We start from the raw sequence: 16,671 nt of genomic DNA, 5'->3' as shown, positions 1-16,671 counted from the left end.
TCTCCTTTCAGGCGTTCAAGGCAAGGTGTTCGGCCACCGCCCGGGCGACCCAGGTCTGGGCTTGTCCGAGGTAGTGCGCCGGGTCGAGCAGATGATCAAGCTCGGTCGCGGATAGCTGCGCAGTGACCTGAGGTTCATCCCCCAGCACATCACGCAAATGCCGTTGCTCGGCCACGGCACGCTTGCAGCATTGCTCCAGCAAATGATGCGCCGTGTCGCGCCCCACGCGCTGGGCCAGGACGATGCTCACCGCTTCGGCCAGCACCAACCCCTGGGTCAGTTCCAGGTTGCGGGCCATGCGCGCCGCGTCCACTTCCAGCCCTTCGGCCAGCAGCCGCGCCTGTTGCAAGGCACCGGACACCAGGCAGCAGATCTCCGGCAGGGTTTCCCATTCGGCGTGCCACAGGCCCAGGCTGCGCTCGTGTTCCTGGGGCATGGCGCTGAACAGCGTCGACAATAAGCCAGGCACTCGCGTCGCCGCGCCGATCAGCACCGCCGCGCCCACCGGGTTGCGCTTGTGCGGCATGGTGGACGAACCGCCCTTGCCCGGCGCCGACGGCTCGAACGCTTCACCGGCCTCGGTCTGCATCAACAGGCTGACGTCGCGGCCCAGCTTGCCCAGGCTGCCAGCGATCAAACCCAGCACTGCGCCGAACTCCACCAAACGATCGCGCTGGGTGTGCCACGGTTGTTCCGGCAGGTTCAGTTGCAACTCGGCGGCCAGGGCTTCGGCGATGGGTAGCGCCTGTTCGCCCAACGCGGCGAGCGTTCCCGAGGCACCGCCGAATTGCAGTACCAGCAAGCGTGGCTTGAGTTCTTTCAAACGTTGGCGACTGCGAGTGATCGCCCCCAGCCAACCGGCGATTTTCATGCCCAGAGTCACCGGCGTGGCGTGTTGCAGCCAGGTGCGCCCGGCCAACGGCGTGGCAGCGTAGCGTTCAGCTTGTCGGGCCAGGGTGACGGCCAGTTGCGCCAGCTCTGCCTCGATCAAGCCCAACGCCTGGCGCAGTTGCAGCACCAGCCCGCTGTCCATCACATCCTGGCTGGTCGCGCCCAGGTGCACATAGCGCTCGGCCTCGGCGTTCTCAGTGGCGATGCGCTTGCCTAATGCCTTGACCAACGGGATCGCCGAATTGCCGGCACTGGCAATCGCTTCGCTCAACGCGGAAAAATCGTACAGCTGGGCACGGCAGGCGTTCTCGATCGGCGCCACCGCATCCTGAGGGATCAACCCTACCCGCGCCTCGGCCCGGGCCAGCGCGGCCTCGACATCCAGCATGGCCTGGACCCGCCCCGCATCGCAGAACACCTCGCGCATGTCGCGGGCGGTGAAGTAGGCATCGAACAGCTGATTGCCCGGTCGTTCGCTCATAAACAGTCCTTGGGTGCGCCGGCCTCACGGCCGGCGCGGTTGGGTCAAAGGTCGTGGTGCAAATACGCCGGCTGCTTGGGCAGGCGCAGGCTGAACAGGAACGCCACCACCATCATCACCGTGACATACCAGTAAAAGGCGTTCTCCATGCCCTGGGCCTTCAGGCTCAAGGCAACGTACTCCGCCGAACCGCCAAAAATCGCATTGGCCACCGCGTAAGCCAACCCTACTCCCAGTGCCCGCACTTCAGGTGGAAACATTTCCGCTTTCACCAGGCCACTGATGGAGGTGTAGAAACTGACAATCGCCAGCGCCAACGTAATCAGGACAAACGCCAGGAACGGGCTGCTGATGCTTTTGAGGGTCAGCAGGATCGGCACCGTGCACAACGCTCCCAGGGCTCCGAACCAGAGCATGGAATTACGCCGGCCGATCTTGTCCGCCAACATGCCGAACAACGGCTGCATGCACATATACAGGAACAGCGCGCCGGTCATGATGTAGCTGGCGGTCTTGGCGTGCAGGCCGGCGGTGTTCACCAGGTATTTCTGCATGTAGGTGGTGAAGGTGTAGAAAATCAGCGAGCCGCCGGCGGTGTAGCCCAGCACGGTGATGAACGCGGCCTTGTGATTGCGAAACAACGCCATAATGCTGCCGGCGTCCTTGTTCTCGCGCATTTCCTTGCTGCTGGTTTCCTTCAGGGAGCGCCGCAGGAACAGGGAAATCAATGCAGCCACGGCGCCCACCACGAATGGAATCCGCCAGCCATAGGCGCGCAGTTCGTCTTCGCTGAGAAACTGTTGCAGGATCACCACCAGCGACACCGCCAGCAGTTGCCCGCCGATCAGCGTCACGTACTGGAACGAGGCGAAAAAGCCGCGTTGGCCCTTGAGGGCGACTTCGCTCATGTAGGTGGCGGTGGTGCCGTATTCGCCACCTACCGACAGGCCCTGCAGCAAGCGCGCGAACAACAGCAACAGCGGCGCCCAGACGCCGATGTCCTTGTAGGTGGGCAGGCAGGCGATGAGCAACGAGCCAAAGCACATCATCAGCACCGAGATCATCATCGAGTTCTTGCGCCCGTGACGGTCCGCCACCCGGCCAAAAATCCAGCCGCCGATGGGCCGCATCAGGAACCCGGCGGCGAACACACCGGCCGTGTTGACCAGTTGCACCGTAGGGTTGTCCGAAGGGAAGAACGCCGGCGCGAAATAAATCGCACAGAACGCATAGACGTAAAAGTCGAACCATTCGACCAGGTTGCCGGATGAGGCGCCGACGATGGCGAAGATGCGCTTGCTGCGTTCTTCACCGGTGTAATGGCTGATTGGGATGGCCATGGGTTACTCACTCGTTGGGGACTGACGAAGTTCTAGACACACTTAGTAACAATCCCGTTCCACAGTATTGCATTGCCTGGACTGACGCTATCGCGGGCAAGCCTTGCTCCCACAGGGGTTGTTGCCATTGCTCAACCACATGTCGTGTACCCCTGTGGGAGCAAGGCTTGCCCGCGATGGCTCCACGATTGGCTCACTCAGTAATCGAAGAACACCGTCTCGGCATCCGTGCCCTGCAGGATCACGTTCCACTGATACACGCCCGACGCATCGGGCTTGCTCACGATCGTGGCGCGACGCTCCTCAGGTACGCAGGCCAGCAGCGGGTCGGTTTCGTTGGCCTGTTCGCCGTCGAAGTAGATGCGCGTCAGCAAATGCTTGACCAGCCCGCGAGCGAACACCAGCACCACCAGGTGCGGTGCCTGGGTCGTACCGTTCAACCCTGGCACAGTGCCCGGCTTGATGGTGGTGAAGCGGAAGCGCCCTTCGGCATCCACCGGCACCCGGCCGAAGCCTTCGAAGTGCGGGTCCAGGGGTTTGTCCTGGTCGTCTTCCGGGTGGGCGTATTTGCCGGCGGCGTTGGCCTGCCAGACTTCCAGCATCGCGTCGTTGACGAACTGGCCATTGCCGTCGACCACCTGCCCGGTGATCGCCACGCGCTGGCCGAGGGTTTGTGTGACGGTCAGGTCTTCGCGGTTCAGCCAGGTCAGGCCGATGTGGTAGTACGGGCCAACGGTGTGGGACGTGGTGGCGGTGAGCGTCATCTTATTTCTCCATCGGCGTGGCATCGCGGCCGCGCAAGACGATGTCCCAGCGGTAACCGAGGGCGTAGTGAGGGACGGTTTTTTCCAGGTCGAAACGGGCGATCAGGCGTTCCTTGGCACGGGTGTCCGGCACGCAGTTGTAGATCGGGTCGTAGGCCAGCAACGGGTCGCCAGGGAAATACATCTGCGTCACCAGGCGCGTCAGAATGCTCGGCCCGAACAGTGAGAAATGGATGTGCGCCGGGCGCCAGGCGTTGTGGTGGTTGCCCCACGGATAGGCGCCAGGCTTGATGGTCTGGAACTGATACCAGCCGTCGGCGTCGGTGACGGTACGACCGGTGCCGGTGAAATTCGGGTCCAGCGGCGCGTCATGGTTGTCGCGGTCGTGGTTGTAGCGACCGGCGGCGTTGGCCTGCCAGATCTCCACCAGAATGCCCGGCACCGGCCGGCCATTCTCATCCAGCACGCGCCCGTGGATGATGATCCGCTCCCCCAGCGGCTCGCCGGCATGCTGGGCGGTCAGGTCGTGGTCCTTCTCTTGCACGCGGTCGGCACCGACAGTCGGGCCGGTAATTTCCGACAGCGAATGCGGCAGGAACACCAACGGCTTGGACGGCGAGCGCAGGTTGGTGGACTGGTACGGCGGGTGCAGATACTCCGGCTGGGTGCCCGCTTGGGGGCGACGATAACCAGGCTTGTCAGTCATGAAGCATTCCTCGGTTTCTTATTAGTAGAACGACGCGTCAGACGCGTTCGATCGCCAGCGCCAGCCCTTGGCCGACGCCGACGCACATGGTCGCCAGGCCTTTTTTGCCGCCGGTCTTTTCCAGATGGTGCAGCGCCGTCAGTACCAAGCGCGCCCCGCTCATGCCCAGGGGATGGCCGAGGGCGATGGCGCCGCCGTTCGGGTTGACCTGGGGCGCATCGTCCGCCAGACCGAGGTCGCGCAACACCGCCAGGCCCTGGCTGGCAAACGCTTCATTGAGTTCGATCACATCGAAATCCGCGACCGCCAGGCCCAGGCGCTCAATGAGCTTGCGCACCGCCGGCACCGGACCGACGCCCATCACTCGGGGCGCCACGCCGGCACTGGCCATGCCCAGCACTTTGCCGCGCGGCGTCAGGCCGTGTTTCTTCACCGCTTCGGCCGACGCCAGGATCAGTGCAGCCGCGCCGTCGTTGACACCCGAGGCGTTGCCGGCAGTGACGGTCTTGTCGGGGCCGTTGACCGGTTTGAGTTTGCTCAAGGTTTCCAGCGTGGTATCGGCGCGAGGATGCTCATCCTGCTCGACCACGGTTTCGCCTTTTTTATGGGTGATGCGCACCGGAACGATTTCTTCGGCAAAAAAACCCGCCGCCTGGGCCGCCGCCGTGCGCTGTTGGCTGCGCAAGGCGAAGGCGTCCTGGTCGACGCGGGATACGGCGTAGTCATCAGCCACGTTATCGGCGGTCTGCGGCATCGCATCCACACCGTACTGGGCTTTCATCAATGGGTTGATGAAACGCCAGCCGATGGTGGTGTCTTCCAGCTTCATGTTGCGGGAAAACGCCGCGTCGGCCTTGCCCATTACGAACGGCGCACGGGACATCGACTCCACCCCACCGGCGATGGCCAGTTCCATTTCACCACTGGCGATGGCGCGGAACGCCGTGCCGATGGCGTCCATGCCCGAGGCGCAAAGGCGGTTGAGGGTCACGCCAGGAATGCTCTCCGGCAGGCCCGCCAGCAACAGCGCCATGCGCGCCACGTTGCGGTTGTCTTCGCCGGCCTGGTTGGCGCAGCCGAGAAACACTTCGTCCACCGCGCTCCAGTCCACCGATGGGTTGCGCTCCATCAGCGCCTTGATCGGCACGGCCGCCAAGTCATCGGCACGCACGGCGGACAAACCGCCGCCAAACCGACCGATAGGGGTTCGAATCGCATCACAGATATAAACGTCGCGCATCAGGCTTCTCCCGGTGCCTGGCCGTGGGCCGCCGCGGTACGAGCTTCCAGGTCGCGCAGTGCGCGCAGCTCCACTTCGGTCGGTTCGGCGGTGGTTTGCACCTGGTCGGCGAAACGGATCGCCCACCCGGTGGCCGCAATGACTTGCTCGCGGGTCACGCCGGGGTGCAGCGCGGTGACCACGAACTCATGGGTGTCGGCTTCCGGTTCCATGATGCACAAGTCGGTGATGATACCGACGGGACCGGCGCCTGGCAGGCCCAGGCGTTTGCGTGAATCGCCGCCTTCACCATGGCCGACCGAAGTGATGAAATCCAGCTTGTCGACAAACGAGCGAGCCGACTGCTTGAGGATGATCAACACGCTCTTGGCAGAGCCGGCGATTTCCGGCGCGCCGCCGGCACCCGGCAAGCGGACTTTCGGCTGATGGTAGTCGCCCACCACCGTGGTGTTGATGTTGCCGAAACGGTCGACCTGGGCCGCGCCGAGGAAACCGACGTCGATACGCCCGCCCTGCAGCCAATAGCGAAAAATCTCACCGGTCGGGACGACGGTATCGGCGGTTTCTGCCAGCTCACCGTCACCGATGGACAGTGGCAGTACGCTGGGCTTGGCACCGATCGGGCCGGATTCGTAGATCAACACGACGTCCGGCGACGAGGTCAGCCGCGCCAGGTTGGCCGCTTTCGACGGCAGGCCGATGCCAACGAAGCACACGGCATTGTTCTTCAAGCGACGCGCCGCGGCGACGGTCATCATTTCGTTGGTGGAGTAAGTCATGGTTTCACCTGCGAAGCGGCTGCCAGTCTGGCCTGGAATTCACTGAAGTCTTTAGTGCCATGGATGTATTCGTTGATCCAGGCGGTAAAGGTCTCACGGTCCCGGGCGATCGGATCCCACGCCTGGTAGAAACGGTTGTCACGCTCGGTGTAGCCGTGGGCGTAGGACGGATGGGCGCCGCCCGGTACGAGGCACACGGCGCTCAATGCCCAGGTCGGCAGTACGCAAGCATTCATCGGTGCGTTCAGGTCGTCGACGATTTCTTCCACAGTGACGATGCAACGCTTGGCGGCCAGGGCGGCTTCTTTCTGCACACCGAGAATGCCCCACAGCAGCACGTTGCCCTTGCGGTCGGCTTTCTGGGCGTGGATCACCGTGATGTCCGGGCGCACCGAAGGCACGGCGGCCAATACTTCACCGGTGAAGGGACAGGTCACGCTCTTGATCAGCGGGTTGACCTTCGGCAGATCCGAACCGGCGTAGGCTCGCAGCACCGCGAACGGCAGGCCGGAGGCGCCGGCGACGTAGGCGTTGGCCAGGTCGGCGTGGCTGTGTTCCTCGATCTCCAGCGGGTGTGGCCATTGTTTCTCCACGGCATCGCGCAAGCGGTGCAACGACCCGACGCCAGGGTTGCCGCCCCAGGAGAAAATCAACTTGCGAGCACAACCGGCGCCGATCAACTGGTCATAGATCAGGTCAGGCGTCATACGCACCAGGGTCAGATCTTTCTTGCCCTGGCGAATGATTTCATGACCCGCCGCCGTAGGAATCAGGTGAGTGAAGCCTTCGAGCGCGACGGTATCGCCGTCGTTGACGAATTGCTTCACCGCGTCGTGCAGCGAAAGGATTTCAGCCATGGGGCAGGCTCCCGTTTTCCAGTAGACCGACATGAAGAAAAAGGCGCGAGGTTAAGCGCCGGAGTGACTGAAGATTAAGCCGGGGGGAAAAGCCAAACAATCCGATAATCGACTGAGTGTTCGTTTATCGAACAGATTGTTGTTTGGCTATCTATTTGCACAAAGCCATCCTCTTGTGGGAGCGAGCCTGCTCGCGATAGCGGTGTATCAACTTGCATAAGTGTTGACTGACCCACCGCAATCGCGAGCAGGCTCGCTCCCACAGGTCTTTCACAGGCTTAAGCTTTATGGCTCAGGTCGCATCCGCATGACTGACCATGCCCTTGATCACCACCGCCGTGGTCGCCAGGGCCGCCGGGATCACCAGGGCGGTCAGGACCTGTTCGAAGTTCCAGCCCAGGCCCAGCAGGGTCGCGCCCATCCAGGCGCCGAGGATCGCGCCGAAACGACCGATGCCCAGCATCCACGAGACACCAGTGGCGCGGCCTTGGGTCGGGTAGAAACGCGCGGCCAGGGAAGGCATCGCCGATTGCGCGCCGTTGACGCACATGCCGGCCACCAGCACCAGGGTGGCGAGCAAGGTGATGTTGCCCAGGCTCTGCCCCACCGCGTAGGCAAACACCCCGGCCATCAGATAGAAAATGCCGATGACCTTGTGCGGATTGAACCGGTCCATCGCCCAACCCACCCCGACGGCGCTCAACACGCCGCCGAATTGGAACAGCGCACCGATAAACGCGGCCTGCTCCATGCTCGCGCCGCTGTCGCGCATCAGGGTCGGCAGCCAACTGGTCAACAGGTAGACGATCACCAGGCCCATGAAATAGGTCAGCCACAGCAGCAAGGTGCCAGCGCTGTAGGTGCCGGAGAAGATCACCGCCAGCACATTGCGGGCTTTCACGGTTTTCTGTTCCGGCACACTGAAACTCGCCGCTTGGGCCACCGTGTTCGGTTCGATCGGTGCCAGGGTCTTGCGCACCTTGTCGGTACCGCGATTGTGCACCACCAGATAACGCGCCGACTCCGGCAGCCAGAACAGCAACACGACCGCCAGGATCAACGGCAGGATCCCGCCAATCAGCAGCAGGCTGTGCCAACCGAACGCCGGTATCAGCTTGGCGGAGATGAACCCGCCGCCGGCCATGCCCAGGTTGAAGCCGCAGAACATGCTGGTCACCAACAGGGATTTCTTGCGTTCCGGGGTGTATTCCGAGAGCAAGGTGGTGGCGTTCGGCATCCCGGCGCCCAATCCCAGACCGGTCAGGAAACGCAGTACCAGCAATTGATCGACGTTGGTGCTGTAGGCCGACGCCAGGCTGAAGGCGCCGAACAGCAGGACCGCGCCCACCAGTACGACTTTTCGTCCGAAGCGATCAGCCAGCGGCCCTGAACCCAATGCGCCAAACACCATGCCGATCAGCGCGGCGCTCATCACCGGGCCAAGGCTGGCGCGATCGATGCCCCAGTCCTGGGACAGCGCCGGGGCGATGAAGCCCATGGCCGCCGTATCGAGGCCGTCGAGGAAAACAATCAGGAAACAAAGAATCACCACCCGCCATTGGTAGCGCGAAATGGGTTGGGCATTGATGAAGGACTGCACATCGAGGCAGTTGCCTACGGAGGTCTGGGGCTGGTTCATTTTATTTTTATTCCACGCGATAAACGCAGGCGAACGATCAGGGACCGACGAAACACGCCGGATGACGCTGCGCGACATTAATGAGGGCAGGCAAATACCGTCAATTCATCGCCGCCGACTGTGTGCGTTTATCGAACAGCTTAAGTGAACAGCTGCGCGCTCAAGTCGCGGCTGGCCCCCAGCAGGCCTGGCAGGAAACGCTGTTCCAGCTCATTGCGGCTGACCCGCCCGGCATGGGTACTGACATTCAGCGCCGCGACCACCTGGCCGGAAGCGTCGTACACCGGCACGGCAATCGAACGCAGGCCCTGTTCCAGTTCCTGGTCGACGATGCACCAGCCTTGCTGCCGCACCTGTTGCAGGCATTCGAGCAATGCCTCGGGGGTGTGCAAGGTGCGGCTGGTCTTGGCTTGCAGGTCGGCGTGGTCGAGGTAGTCGCGCAGCGAAGCATCATCCAGGGCCGCCAGGAGAATCCTGCCCATTGAGGTGCAGTAGGCTGGCAAGCGCCCGCCGACCGACAGATCGACCGAAATCAGGCGCTGGGTGGTGGCTGACCGGGCGATATAGAGGATGTCGTCGCCTTCGAGCGTGGCCATGTTGCAGGCTTCGTGCAATTGCTCGCTCATGCGGTCCAGGTACGGCTGGGCAGAGACAGCCAAAGGCGTCGAGGACAGATAGGCGTGCCCCAGGGTCAGCACTTTGGGCAGCAGCGAATAGGTGCGTCCGTCCGTGGTGGCGTAACCAAGCTTGATCAAGGTATGCAGGCAACGTCTGACGGCCGCGCGAGGGATTTCCGTGCGATGGCTGATCTGGGCGATGGTCAGGTGCCGCTTGCGCTCCTGGAAGGCCTGGACCACAGCCAATCCGCGGGCCAGGGAGGTCATGAAATCAGGATCGCCGGTCAGGGCCTGGATCCGTTTGGCCGGCGAGGCGACGATCGGTGGCGCGACTGAAGTGAAAGCATTGCGCAATTGGTCGTTCATGTCTGGTCCTTCCCCGGGAATGACGGCTATTACAAGCGGCGGCCCGACGGACAGACAAGGGTCGGACCGTCAACAGTGTTCGATTATCGAACCAGCAACCGATAATCGCAATCCTGCCAGGTATCATGGATTCGCCAGTCGTCGAACGCTCGATAACAAGTTGGGCGAGAGTGACAAGCGATTTGACGGAAGGGGTGGCCGATATTGAACTTGTCGCCTTCAAGGGCATCAGGATACCGGCACTAGCAAGCATCTTCTGAAACCTGATTGACACAAGTTTTCACATACAAACATCCATTCACACAAACAACAGGCCCTTTGAATTTTTCCCGATAGTGTTATTCAGCTGGACCGCTATAATGCAACTCAGCGACGGTACGGCCAATCGACCGTTTCCGTACGCCGGCACCTTTGGTTAATACCGTGGCGCCCGAAGCACCTCTAGGGTCGCTTCCCCTGTATTGGCAACAACACGAAGCCCTGATGCTACGTCAGCTGTCAGCTCTGGTGCCGTGGCCGTCTGCATGTTCTGCATGCAGTGCGTATCACCAGATTCAATTTCAATTAATTAGGTAAAACTGTGACGAAAGACGAACTGCGCGCGGAACTTGAGCGCCAGGAACAACGTTACAAGGAAGTTTACGGCGGGGAAGTCACCACCTACGCCGCGCAACCTGAACCGGAACGCAAACCCTGGCGCAAGCGCGCCACCGTTCAGGACCAGGCCTTCACCCAGGAACTCCAGAAAATGGAAAAAGAACTCAAAGCCGAAGAGCAATGACGCTCTGGGCCTGATGTTCTTGTGAAGAGGTCTCCGGCCACCACCCAGACCGGAAACCGTAGTGCACGCCCGCCATGAGCGGGCCGCCATCCGCTCCCGTCCGACGGCAGGGAAGGGTCATGGCCGACCTCCTTTTCAGATATTTCATACAACCGCGTGAGGCGCCTGTCAGTGGGCGGCGATCCTGTTCGGGTGCGCTTTGCGCCACCTAATCAAAGGGTTACGCACCCCGCGGAAAACCTCGCTCCGGCGGCTTTCCTACAAATTATTTCGTTGAAGAATGTTACCGATGAGCAGGCAATGCATCGATTACCGAGGTTTTCTGGCATAATCGCGCCCCCTTACGACCGGGTCAGAAAACCTTCATGATCGATTTATTCAGCGGACTGGATGCTTGGGTGCTTGTGAGCCTCTTGCTCGCCCTGGCTTTTGTCCTCGCCTTCGAGTTCATCAACGGCTTTCATGACACCGCTAACGCGGTTGCCACTGTTATCTACACCAAAGCCATGCCGCCTCATCTGGCGGTGTTCTTTTCCGGTGTGTTCAATTTCCTCGGCGTGCTGCTGGGTGGCGTGGGGGTGGCGTACGCCATCGTTCACCTGCTGCCCGTGGAACTGCTGATCAATGTGAACACCGGACACGGGCTGGCCATGGTGTTTTCGCTGCTCGCAGCGGCCATTACCTGGAACCTGGGCACCTGGTACTTCGGTATCCCGGCGTCCAGTTCCCACACGTTGATCGGCTCGATCCTCGGCGTGGGCCTGGCCAACGCGCTGATCAACGATATTCCGTTGGCCGACGGGGTGAACTGGCAGAAGGCGATCGATATCGGCGCCTCCCTGGTGTTCTCGCCCATGGCCGGTTTCCTGATCGCCGCCCTGGTGCTGATCAGCCTGAAATGGTGGCGTCCGCTGTCGAAGATGCACAAGACGCCAGAACAGCGCCGCCAGATCGACGACAAGAAGCACCCGCCGTTCTGGAACCGCCTGGTGCTGGTGATCTCGGCCATGGCCGTCAGCTTTGTCCACGGTTCCAACGATGGTCAAAAAGGTATCGGCCTGATCATGCTGGTGCTGATCGGTATCGTGCCGGCGCAGTTCGTACTCGACTTGGGCAGCACCACCTACCAGATCGAGCGGACCCGTGACGCGACCCTGCACCTGAGCCAGTTCTACCAACGCAACAGCGAGTCCCTGGGTGAATACCTGGCACTGGGCAAAAGCGTGAAAGGCGATCTGCCAGAGAAGTTCCGCTGCAACCCGCAGCAGACAGAGCCGACCATCAATGCCCTGCTCGACACGCTCAAAGGCGTGGCGGACTACCATTCGCTGCCGTCGGAACGACGCATCGAGGTTCGTCGCTACCTGCTCTGCCTGGACGATACGGCGAAGAAGGTCGGCAAGCTGCCAGGCCTGGCCGCCCGTGAAAAAGACGACCTGAACAAGCTGCGCAAGGACCTGACCGCCACCACCGAATACGCCCCGTTCTGGGTGATCCTGGCAGTCGCCCTGGCGCTGGGCCTGGGCACCATGGTCGGCTGGAAGCGTGTGGTCCTGACCATCGGCGAGAAGATCGGCAAGCAAGGCATGACCTACGCCCAGGGCATGTCGGCGCAGATCACCACCGCGTGCATGATCGGCATGGCGAACATCTTCAGCCTGCCGGTTTCCACCACCCACGTACTCTCCTCGGGCGTGGCCGGCACCATGGTCGCCAACAAGAGCGGCCTGCAAGGCGGCACCGTGCGCACCATCCTGCTGGCCTGGGTGCTGACCCTGCCGGCGACGGTGGCGCTGTCGGCCGGGCTGTTCTGGCTGGCGTCCAAGGCCCTGGGCAGCTGATTCCAGCAGCTCAAAAAAGAAGGTGCGATCCTTGCGGTTCGCACCTTTTTTTATGCCCAACGCTGAACAACTTGTGGGAGCGGGCTTGCTCGCGAAAGCGTCGGTTCAGTCAGCTATTCAGTGGCTGACATACCGCTTTCGCGAGCAAGCCCGCTCCCACAGTTGTTTTGTGTCAAACAGGGGAAATTTGCCAAAAAAAAGGGCGACCGAAGTCGCCCAAAATGCCTTGCGTGCTCGTTGTAACCGGAAAGACCTAGGGTTCTTTGCGCTTGTGTGCGTCTTTCCAGATGAATAATCCAAAGCCTGCGAAAAATACGACCATGAGGCCAACCGTCAGCACTCCGGCAAACACCACATTATCGAAAAACATGACTGGCCTCCTGGTCTTGCCCCTGTTGCGATGGGTTCAAGTTAACCAATCAGGCCTGGATGAAAATTGACCGGGGTCAATAACGCCCGCAACGGGGCGAAAAGGTGGGGAAATAACTGATCTGCATCAATGGATCGAGGGGGTTCAGCGCTTTTTCGGTTTGTTTTTCGACTTTTTCTTGGGCTTGCCCAACGGCATGGCCTGCTCGAAAGCCTGACGGACTTCATTGAGGCGTTTTTCGTTGAGGTCGTGAACGCGCTTGGCGCGTTCGGCACTGAGGTCGATCAGCTTGTCGTCTTGGCTCATGGCGTGTGGGCATCATGCAGTGAATTGCGGATGCACCCATGATGCGGGCTGTCGGCGGCGTTGACCAGCCTGCGTACGTCGGCAAACACCTGAATCAGATCTGGATATCGACCCACAAGCCCTGGCGCGACTCGTCGTCTATCAGCGGCACCACCGGCACGGTGTTGTCGGCGTTGAGTTCGTTGCCCGGTACGGCCAGGTGTTCTTCAGGGTCTTCATCGGCCTCGCGGTGGCGCTTGTCACGCTCCTGCCGGCGACGCTGCTCCTCGCGCAACAGCAACGCGGCCTCTTCCGGGTCGCGGTTTTTCAGGTCGATGGTGCTTTCGTTGGAGCTTTGCTGCACCGGGACCACGGGCGGTATGTCCGGTCGCTGGCGAACCGGATCCTGTTGAGCGGTGACGGGTACGGCGCTCAAAGGGAGCATGGGTGGCAACATAAAGGTCTCCTGTCTTCAGGTTGTCGGCTGGGAAAGTGGCAGCTTGAACCGCCGGTCCGAAACTTGTGACCCAGTTGGCATTGCAGCGATCCCCAGGGCCAAGCTTGTTTGATCGCAGGGCAAGCTTAAGTTCCGTACCACCGGTAATGAATCAGCATACGTAAATCCTTTGGTCTGAAGGATCCTTCCGTTAAGATAACCGGCTTTTTCAAGGCGGGAGTCAGGCAGCATGGCGCAGCAGTATCAACCGGGGCAACGCTGGATCAGTGACAGCGAAGCCGAGCTGGGTTTAGGCACCGTTCTGGCACAGGACGGCCGCTTGTTGACCGTGCTCTATCCGGCCACTGGCGACACTCGCCAGTACGCGCTACGGAATGCGCCGCTCACCCGTGTACGGTTTTCGCCGGGCGATGTGATCACTCACTTCGAAGGCTGGAAAATGACCGTGCGCGAAGTCGATGACGTCGATGGGCTGCTGGTCTACCACGGCCTCAACGGGCAGAACGAAGTCGTCACCCTGCCCGAAACCCAGCTGTCGAACTTTATCCAGTTCCGCCTGGCGAGCGACCGTCTGTTCGCCGGCCAGATCGACCCACTGGCGTGGTTCTCCCTGCGCTACCACACCCTGGAACACACCAGCCGCCAGTTGCAGTCTTCGCTTTGGGGCCTGGGCGGCGTCCGTGCCCAGCCGATTGCCCACCAATTGCACATTGCCCGAGAAGTGGCCGACCGCATTGCGCCGCGGGTGTTGCTGGCGGACGAAGTGGGCCTGGGCAAGACCATCGAAGCCGGCTTGATCATCCACCGTCAGTTGCTGTCCGGCCGCGCCAACCGCGTCCTGATCCTGGTACCGGAAAACCTCCAGCACCAGTGGCTGGTGGAAATGCGCCGACGCTTCAACCTGCAGGTCGCGTTGTTCGACGAAGAACGCTTCATCGAAAGCGATGCCAGCAACCCGTTCGAAGACACGCAACTGGCCCTGGTGGCGCTGGAGTGGCTGGTGGACGACGAGAAGGCCCAGGACGCGCTGTTCGCCGCCGGCTGGGACCTGATGGTGGTCGACGAGGCCCATCACCTGGTATGGCACGAAGACCAGGCCAGCCCGCAATACGCCCTGGTCGAACAACTCGCCGAGACGATCCCCGGCGTGCTGCTGCTGACCGCAACCCCGGAACAACTGGGCCAGGACAGCCACTTCGCCCGCCTGCGCCTGCTGGACCCAAATCGCTTCCACGACCTCAAGGCCTTCCGCGCCGAGAGCGAAAACTATCGCCCGGTGGCCGAAGCCGTGCAGGAGCTGCTGGACAAGGGCCGTCTCTCGCCTGAGGCCCACAAGACCATCCACGGCTTTTTGGGCAACGAAGGCGAAGCCTTGCTGACCGCCGTCAATGATGGCGATGTCGAAGCCAGTGCCCGCCTGGTACGTGAGTTGCTGGACCGCCACGGCACCGGCCGCGTGCTGTTTCGCAACACCCGCGCCGCTGTGCAGGGCTTCCCCGAGCGCAAGCTGCATGCCTACCCGCTGCCGTGCCCGGACGAATACCTCGAGCTGCCCCTGGGCGATCACCCCGAGCTGTACCCGGAAGTCAGCTTCCAGGCCCAGCCGGACGCCAGCGAAGAAGAGCGCTGGTGGCGTTTCGACCCGCGGGTCGAGTGGCTGATCGACACCCTGAAGATGCTCAAGCGCACCAAAGTACTGGTGATCTGTGCCCACGCCGAAACTGCCATGGACCTGGAAGACGCCCTGCGCGTGCGTTCCGGCATCCCGGCCACGGTGTTCCACGAAGGCATGAATATCCTGGAGCGCGACCGCGCGGCGGCCTATTTCGCCGACGAAGAGTTCGGTGCCCAGGTGCTGATCTGCTCGGAAATCGGCAGTGAGGGCCGCAACTTCCAATTCGCCCATCACCTGGTGCTGTTCGATCTGCCGGCGCACCCGGACTTGCTGGAACAACGCATCGGTCGTCTGGACCGGATCGGCCAGAAACACACCATCGAACTGCACGCGCCGTACCTGGAAACCAGCCCGCAAGCGCGGCTGTTCCAGTGGTACCACGAAGCGCTGAATGCCTTCCTCAACACTTGCCCGACCGGCAACGCCTTGCAACACCAGTTCGGCCCACGCCTGCTGCCATTGCTGGAAGAAGCCGACGATGGCCAGTGGCAAGCGCTGATCGACGAAGCCCGCACCGAACGCGAGCGCCTGGAGGCCGAGCTGCACACCGGTCGCGACCGTTTGCTGGAGCTCAACTCCGGCGGCGCCGGTGAAGGCGATGCGCTGGTGGAAGCCATTCTCGAGCAGGACGACCAGTTCGCCCTGCCGATCTACATGGAAACCTTGTTCGACGCCTTTGGTATCGACAGCGAGGACCATTCGGAAAACGCGCTGATCCTCAAGCCGAGCGAAAAAATGCTCGACGCCAGCTTCCCGCTGGGCGACGACGAAGGCGTGACCATCACCTACGACCGCAACCAGGCACTGTCACGCGAAGACATGCAGTTCATCACCTGGGAGCACCCGATGGTGCAAGGCGGCATGGACCTGGTGCTGTCCGGGTCCATGGGCAACACCGCCGTGGCGCTGATCAAGAACAAAGCCCTCAAGCCCGGCACCGTGTTGCTGGAATTGCTCTACGTCAGTGAAGTAGTGGCTCCGCGCTCGCTGCAACTGGGCCGCTACCTGCCGCCGGCCGCCCTGCGCTGCCTGCTGGACGCCAACGGCAACGACCTGGCCGCCCGGGTCTCGTTCGAAACCTTGAACGACCAGCTCGAAAGCGTGCCCCGTGCCAGCGCCAACAAGTTCATCCAGGCCCAGCGCGACCAGCTAACGCCCCGGATCAATGCCGGCGAAGAAAAGATCGCCCCGCGTCACGCCGAACGCGTGGCCGAGGCCCAGCGTCGCCTGGCCGCCGATACCGACGAGGAACTGGCACGCCTGACCGCCCTGCAAGCGGTCAACCCGACCGTGCGCGACAGCGAACTGGTAGCCCTGCGCCAACAGCGCGAGCAAGGGCTGGCGATGCTTGAGAAGGCGGCGTTGCGTTTGGAGGCGATTCGGGTGTTGGTGGCGGGCTGAGTTTGGCGGGGGGTCCCGATATGGGTCCCCGCTGTGGTGGTTTTATCGGGTGTATATCCGTTGCTGCGGTAACGGCGGCTGGCGGTTCCGCTCTTACAGCGGCTCACTTTTGAGAAGCGCAAAAGTAAGCAAAACGCTTTTGCCCCACCACTCGGCACCTCGCTTAGGCTCGGTGTGCCCT

General features: G+C 61.9%; 15 protein-coding genes. 3 read left to right on the top strand and 12 right to left on the bottom strand.

What is annotated here, in order from left to right; genetic code table 11:
• Positions 1-7: 7 nt before the first annotated feature.
• The 9 genes from AD662_RS06440 to pcaR all read right to left on the bottom strand — a co-directional run bounded on the left by AD662_RS06440 (position 8) and on the right by pcaR (position 9,680).
• Entirely contained in the window at positions 8-1,372 is a 1,365-nt protein-coding gene (locus AD662_RS06440; RefSeq protein ID WP_053178379.1) for a 3-carboxy-cis,cis-muconate cycloisomerase, read from the bottom strand.
• A 44-nt stretch (positions 1,373-1,416) separates the two neighbouring features.
• Positions 1,417-2,712: an MFS family transporter gene (locus AD662_RS06435; protein ID WP_053186104.1), complete on the bottom strand. Its 1,296-nt coding sequence runs from the start codon at positions 2,710-2,712 to the stop codon at positions 1,417-1,419.
• Between the two features lie 197 nt (positions 2,713-2,909).
• Positions 2,910-3,476 (bottom strand): protocatechuate 3,4-dioxygenase subunit alpha, encoded by a 567-nt coding sequence (gene pcaG / locus AD662_RS06430; protein ID WP_018610921.1) that lies wholly within the window; start codon positions 3,474-3,476, stop codon positions 2,910-2,912.
• A gap of 1 nt (position 3,477) precedes the next feature.
• Complete coding sequence (gene pcaH, locus AD662_RS06425; RefSeq protein ID WP_018610922.1) at positions 3,478-4,182, bottom strand: protocatechuate 3,4-dioxygenase subunit beta; 705 nt, start codon at positions 4,180-4,182, stop codon at positions 3,478-3,480.
• 37 nt (positions 4,183-4,219) lie between these two features.
• Positions 4,220-5,425 carry a 3-oxoadipyl-CoA thiolase gene (gene pcaF, locus AD662_RS06420; RefSeq protein ID WP_174553540.1) on the bottom strand — a complete coding sequence of 402 codons (1,206 nt, stop codon included), beginning with the start codon at positions 5,423-5,425 and terminating at the stop codon, positions 4,220-4,222.
• Entirely contained in the window at positions 5,422-6,201 is a 780-nt protein-coding gene (locus tag AD662_RS06415; RefSeq protein WP_014336962.1) for a CoA-transferase subunit beta, read from the bottom strand. The genes pcaF and AD662_RS06415 overlap by 4 nt, the downstream gene beginning before the upstream one ends.
• Positions 6,198-7,058 (bottom strand): CoA transferase subunit A, encoded by an 861-nt coding sequence (locus AD662_RS06410; protein ID WP_003198638.1) that lies wholly within the window; start codon positions 7,056-7,058, stop codon positions 6,198-6,200. The genes AD662_RS06415 and AD662_RS06410 overlap by 4 nt, the downstream gene beginning before the upstream one ends.
• 292 nt (positions 7,059-7,350) lie before the next feature.
• Positions 7,351-8,697: a 4-hydroxybenzoate transporter PcaK gene (gene pcaK, locus AD662_RS06405; RefSeq protein ID WP_018610926.1), complete on the bottom strand. Its 1,347-nt coding sequence runs from the start codon at positions 8,695-8,697 to the stop codon at positions 7,351-7,353.
• 140 nt (positions 8,698-8,837) lie between these two features.
• Positions 8,838-9,680 (bottom strand): pca regulon transcriptional regulator PcaR, encoded by an 843-nt coding sequence (gene pcaR / locus AD662_RS06400; protein WP_003184507.1) that lies wholly within the window; start codon positions 9,678-9,680, stop codon positions 8,838-8,840.
• Positions 9,681-10,260: 580 nt separating this feature from the next.
• On the opposite strand from pcaR, the gene AD662_RS06395 reads away from it, so the two are divergent.
• Both AD662_RS06395 and AD662_RS06390 read left to right on the top strand, forming a co-directional pair.
• Positions 10,261-10,461, top strand: a complete 201-nt coding sequence (locus AD662_RS06395) for a hypothetical protein (protein ID WP_003184509.1) — start codon at positions 10,261-10,263, stop codon at positions 10,459-10,461.
• A 365-nt stretch (positions 10,462-10,826) separates the two neighbouring features.
• On the top strand, positions 10,827-12,302 hold the full coding sequence (locus tag AD662_RS06390; RefSeq protein WP_018610931.1) for an inorganic phosphate transporter: 1,476 nt from the start codon (positions 10,827-10,829) through the stop codon (positions 12,300-12,302).
• Positions 12,303-12,555: 253 nt separating this feature from the next.
• Here the strand turns inward: AD662_RS06390 and ccoM are convergent, their stop codons facing one another.
• The 3 genes from ccoM to AD662_RS06380 form a co-directional block, all read right to left on the bottom strand.
• Positions 12,556-12,672, bottom strand: coding sequence for a cytochrome c oxidase subunit CcoM (gene ccoM / locus AD662_RS29920; RefSeq protein ID WP_018610934.1), 117 nt, complete (start codon positions 12,670-12,672; stop codon positions 12,556-12,558).
• 144 nt (positions 12,673-12,816) lie between these two features.
• A complete protein-coding gene (locus AD662_RS29495; protein WP_003198631.1) occupies positions 12,817-12,978 on the bottom strand; it encodes a hypothetical protein in 162 nt (53 codons plus the stop codon).
• A gap of 94 nt (positions 12,979-13,072) precedes the next feature.
• Positions 13,073-13,414 carry a hypothetical protein gene (locus tag AD662_RS06380; RefSeq protein ID WP_018610938.1) on the bottom strand — a complete coding sequence of 114 codons (342 nt, stop codon included), beginning with the start codon at positions 13,412-13,414 and terminating at the stop codon, positions 13,073-13,075.
• A 229-nt stretch (positions 13,415-13,643) separates the two neighbouring features.
• Here AD662_RS06380 and rapA point away from each other — a divergent pair, with 229 nt between their 5' ends.
• Positions 13,644-16,490, top strand: a complete 2,847-nt coding sequence (gene rapA, locus AD662_RS06375) for an RNA polymerase-associated protein RapA (RefSeq protein ID WP_018610940.1) — start codon at positions 13,644-13,646, stop codon at positions 16,488-16,490.
• The last annotated feature ends 181 nt before the right edge of the window (positions 16,491-16,671 follow it).

It is taken from the genome of Pseudomonas kilonensis (assembly GCF_001269885.1).
Classification (GTDB): domain Bacteria; phylum Pseudomonadota; class Gammaproteobacteria; order Pseudomonadales; family Pseudomonadaceae; genus Aquipseudomonas; species Aquipseudomonas kilonensis.
This window is presented reverse-complemented; position numbering and strand designations above follow the sequence as displayed.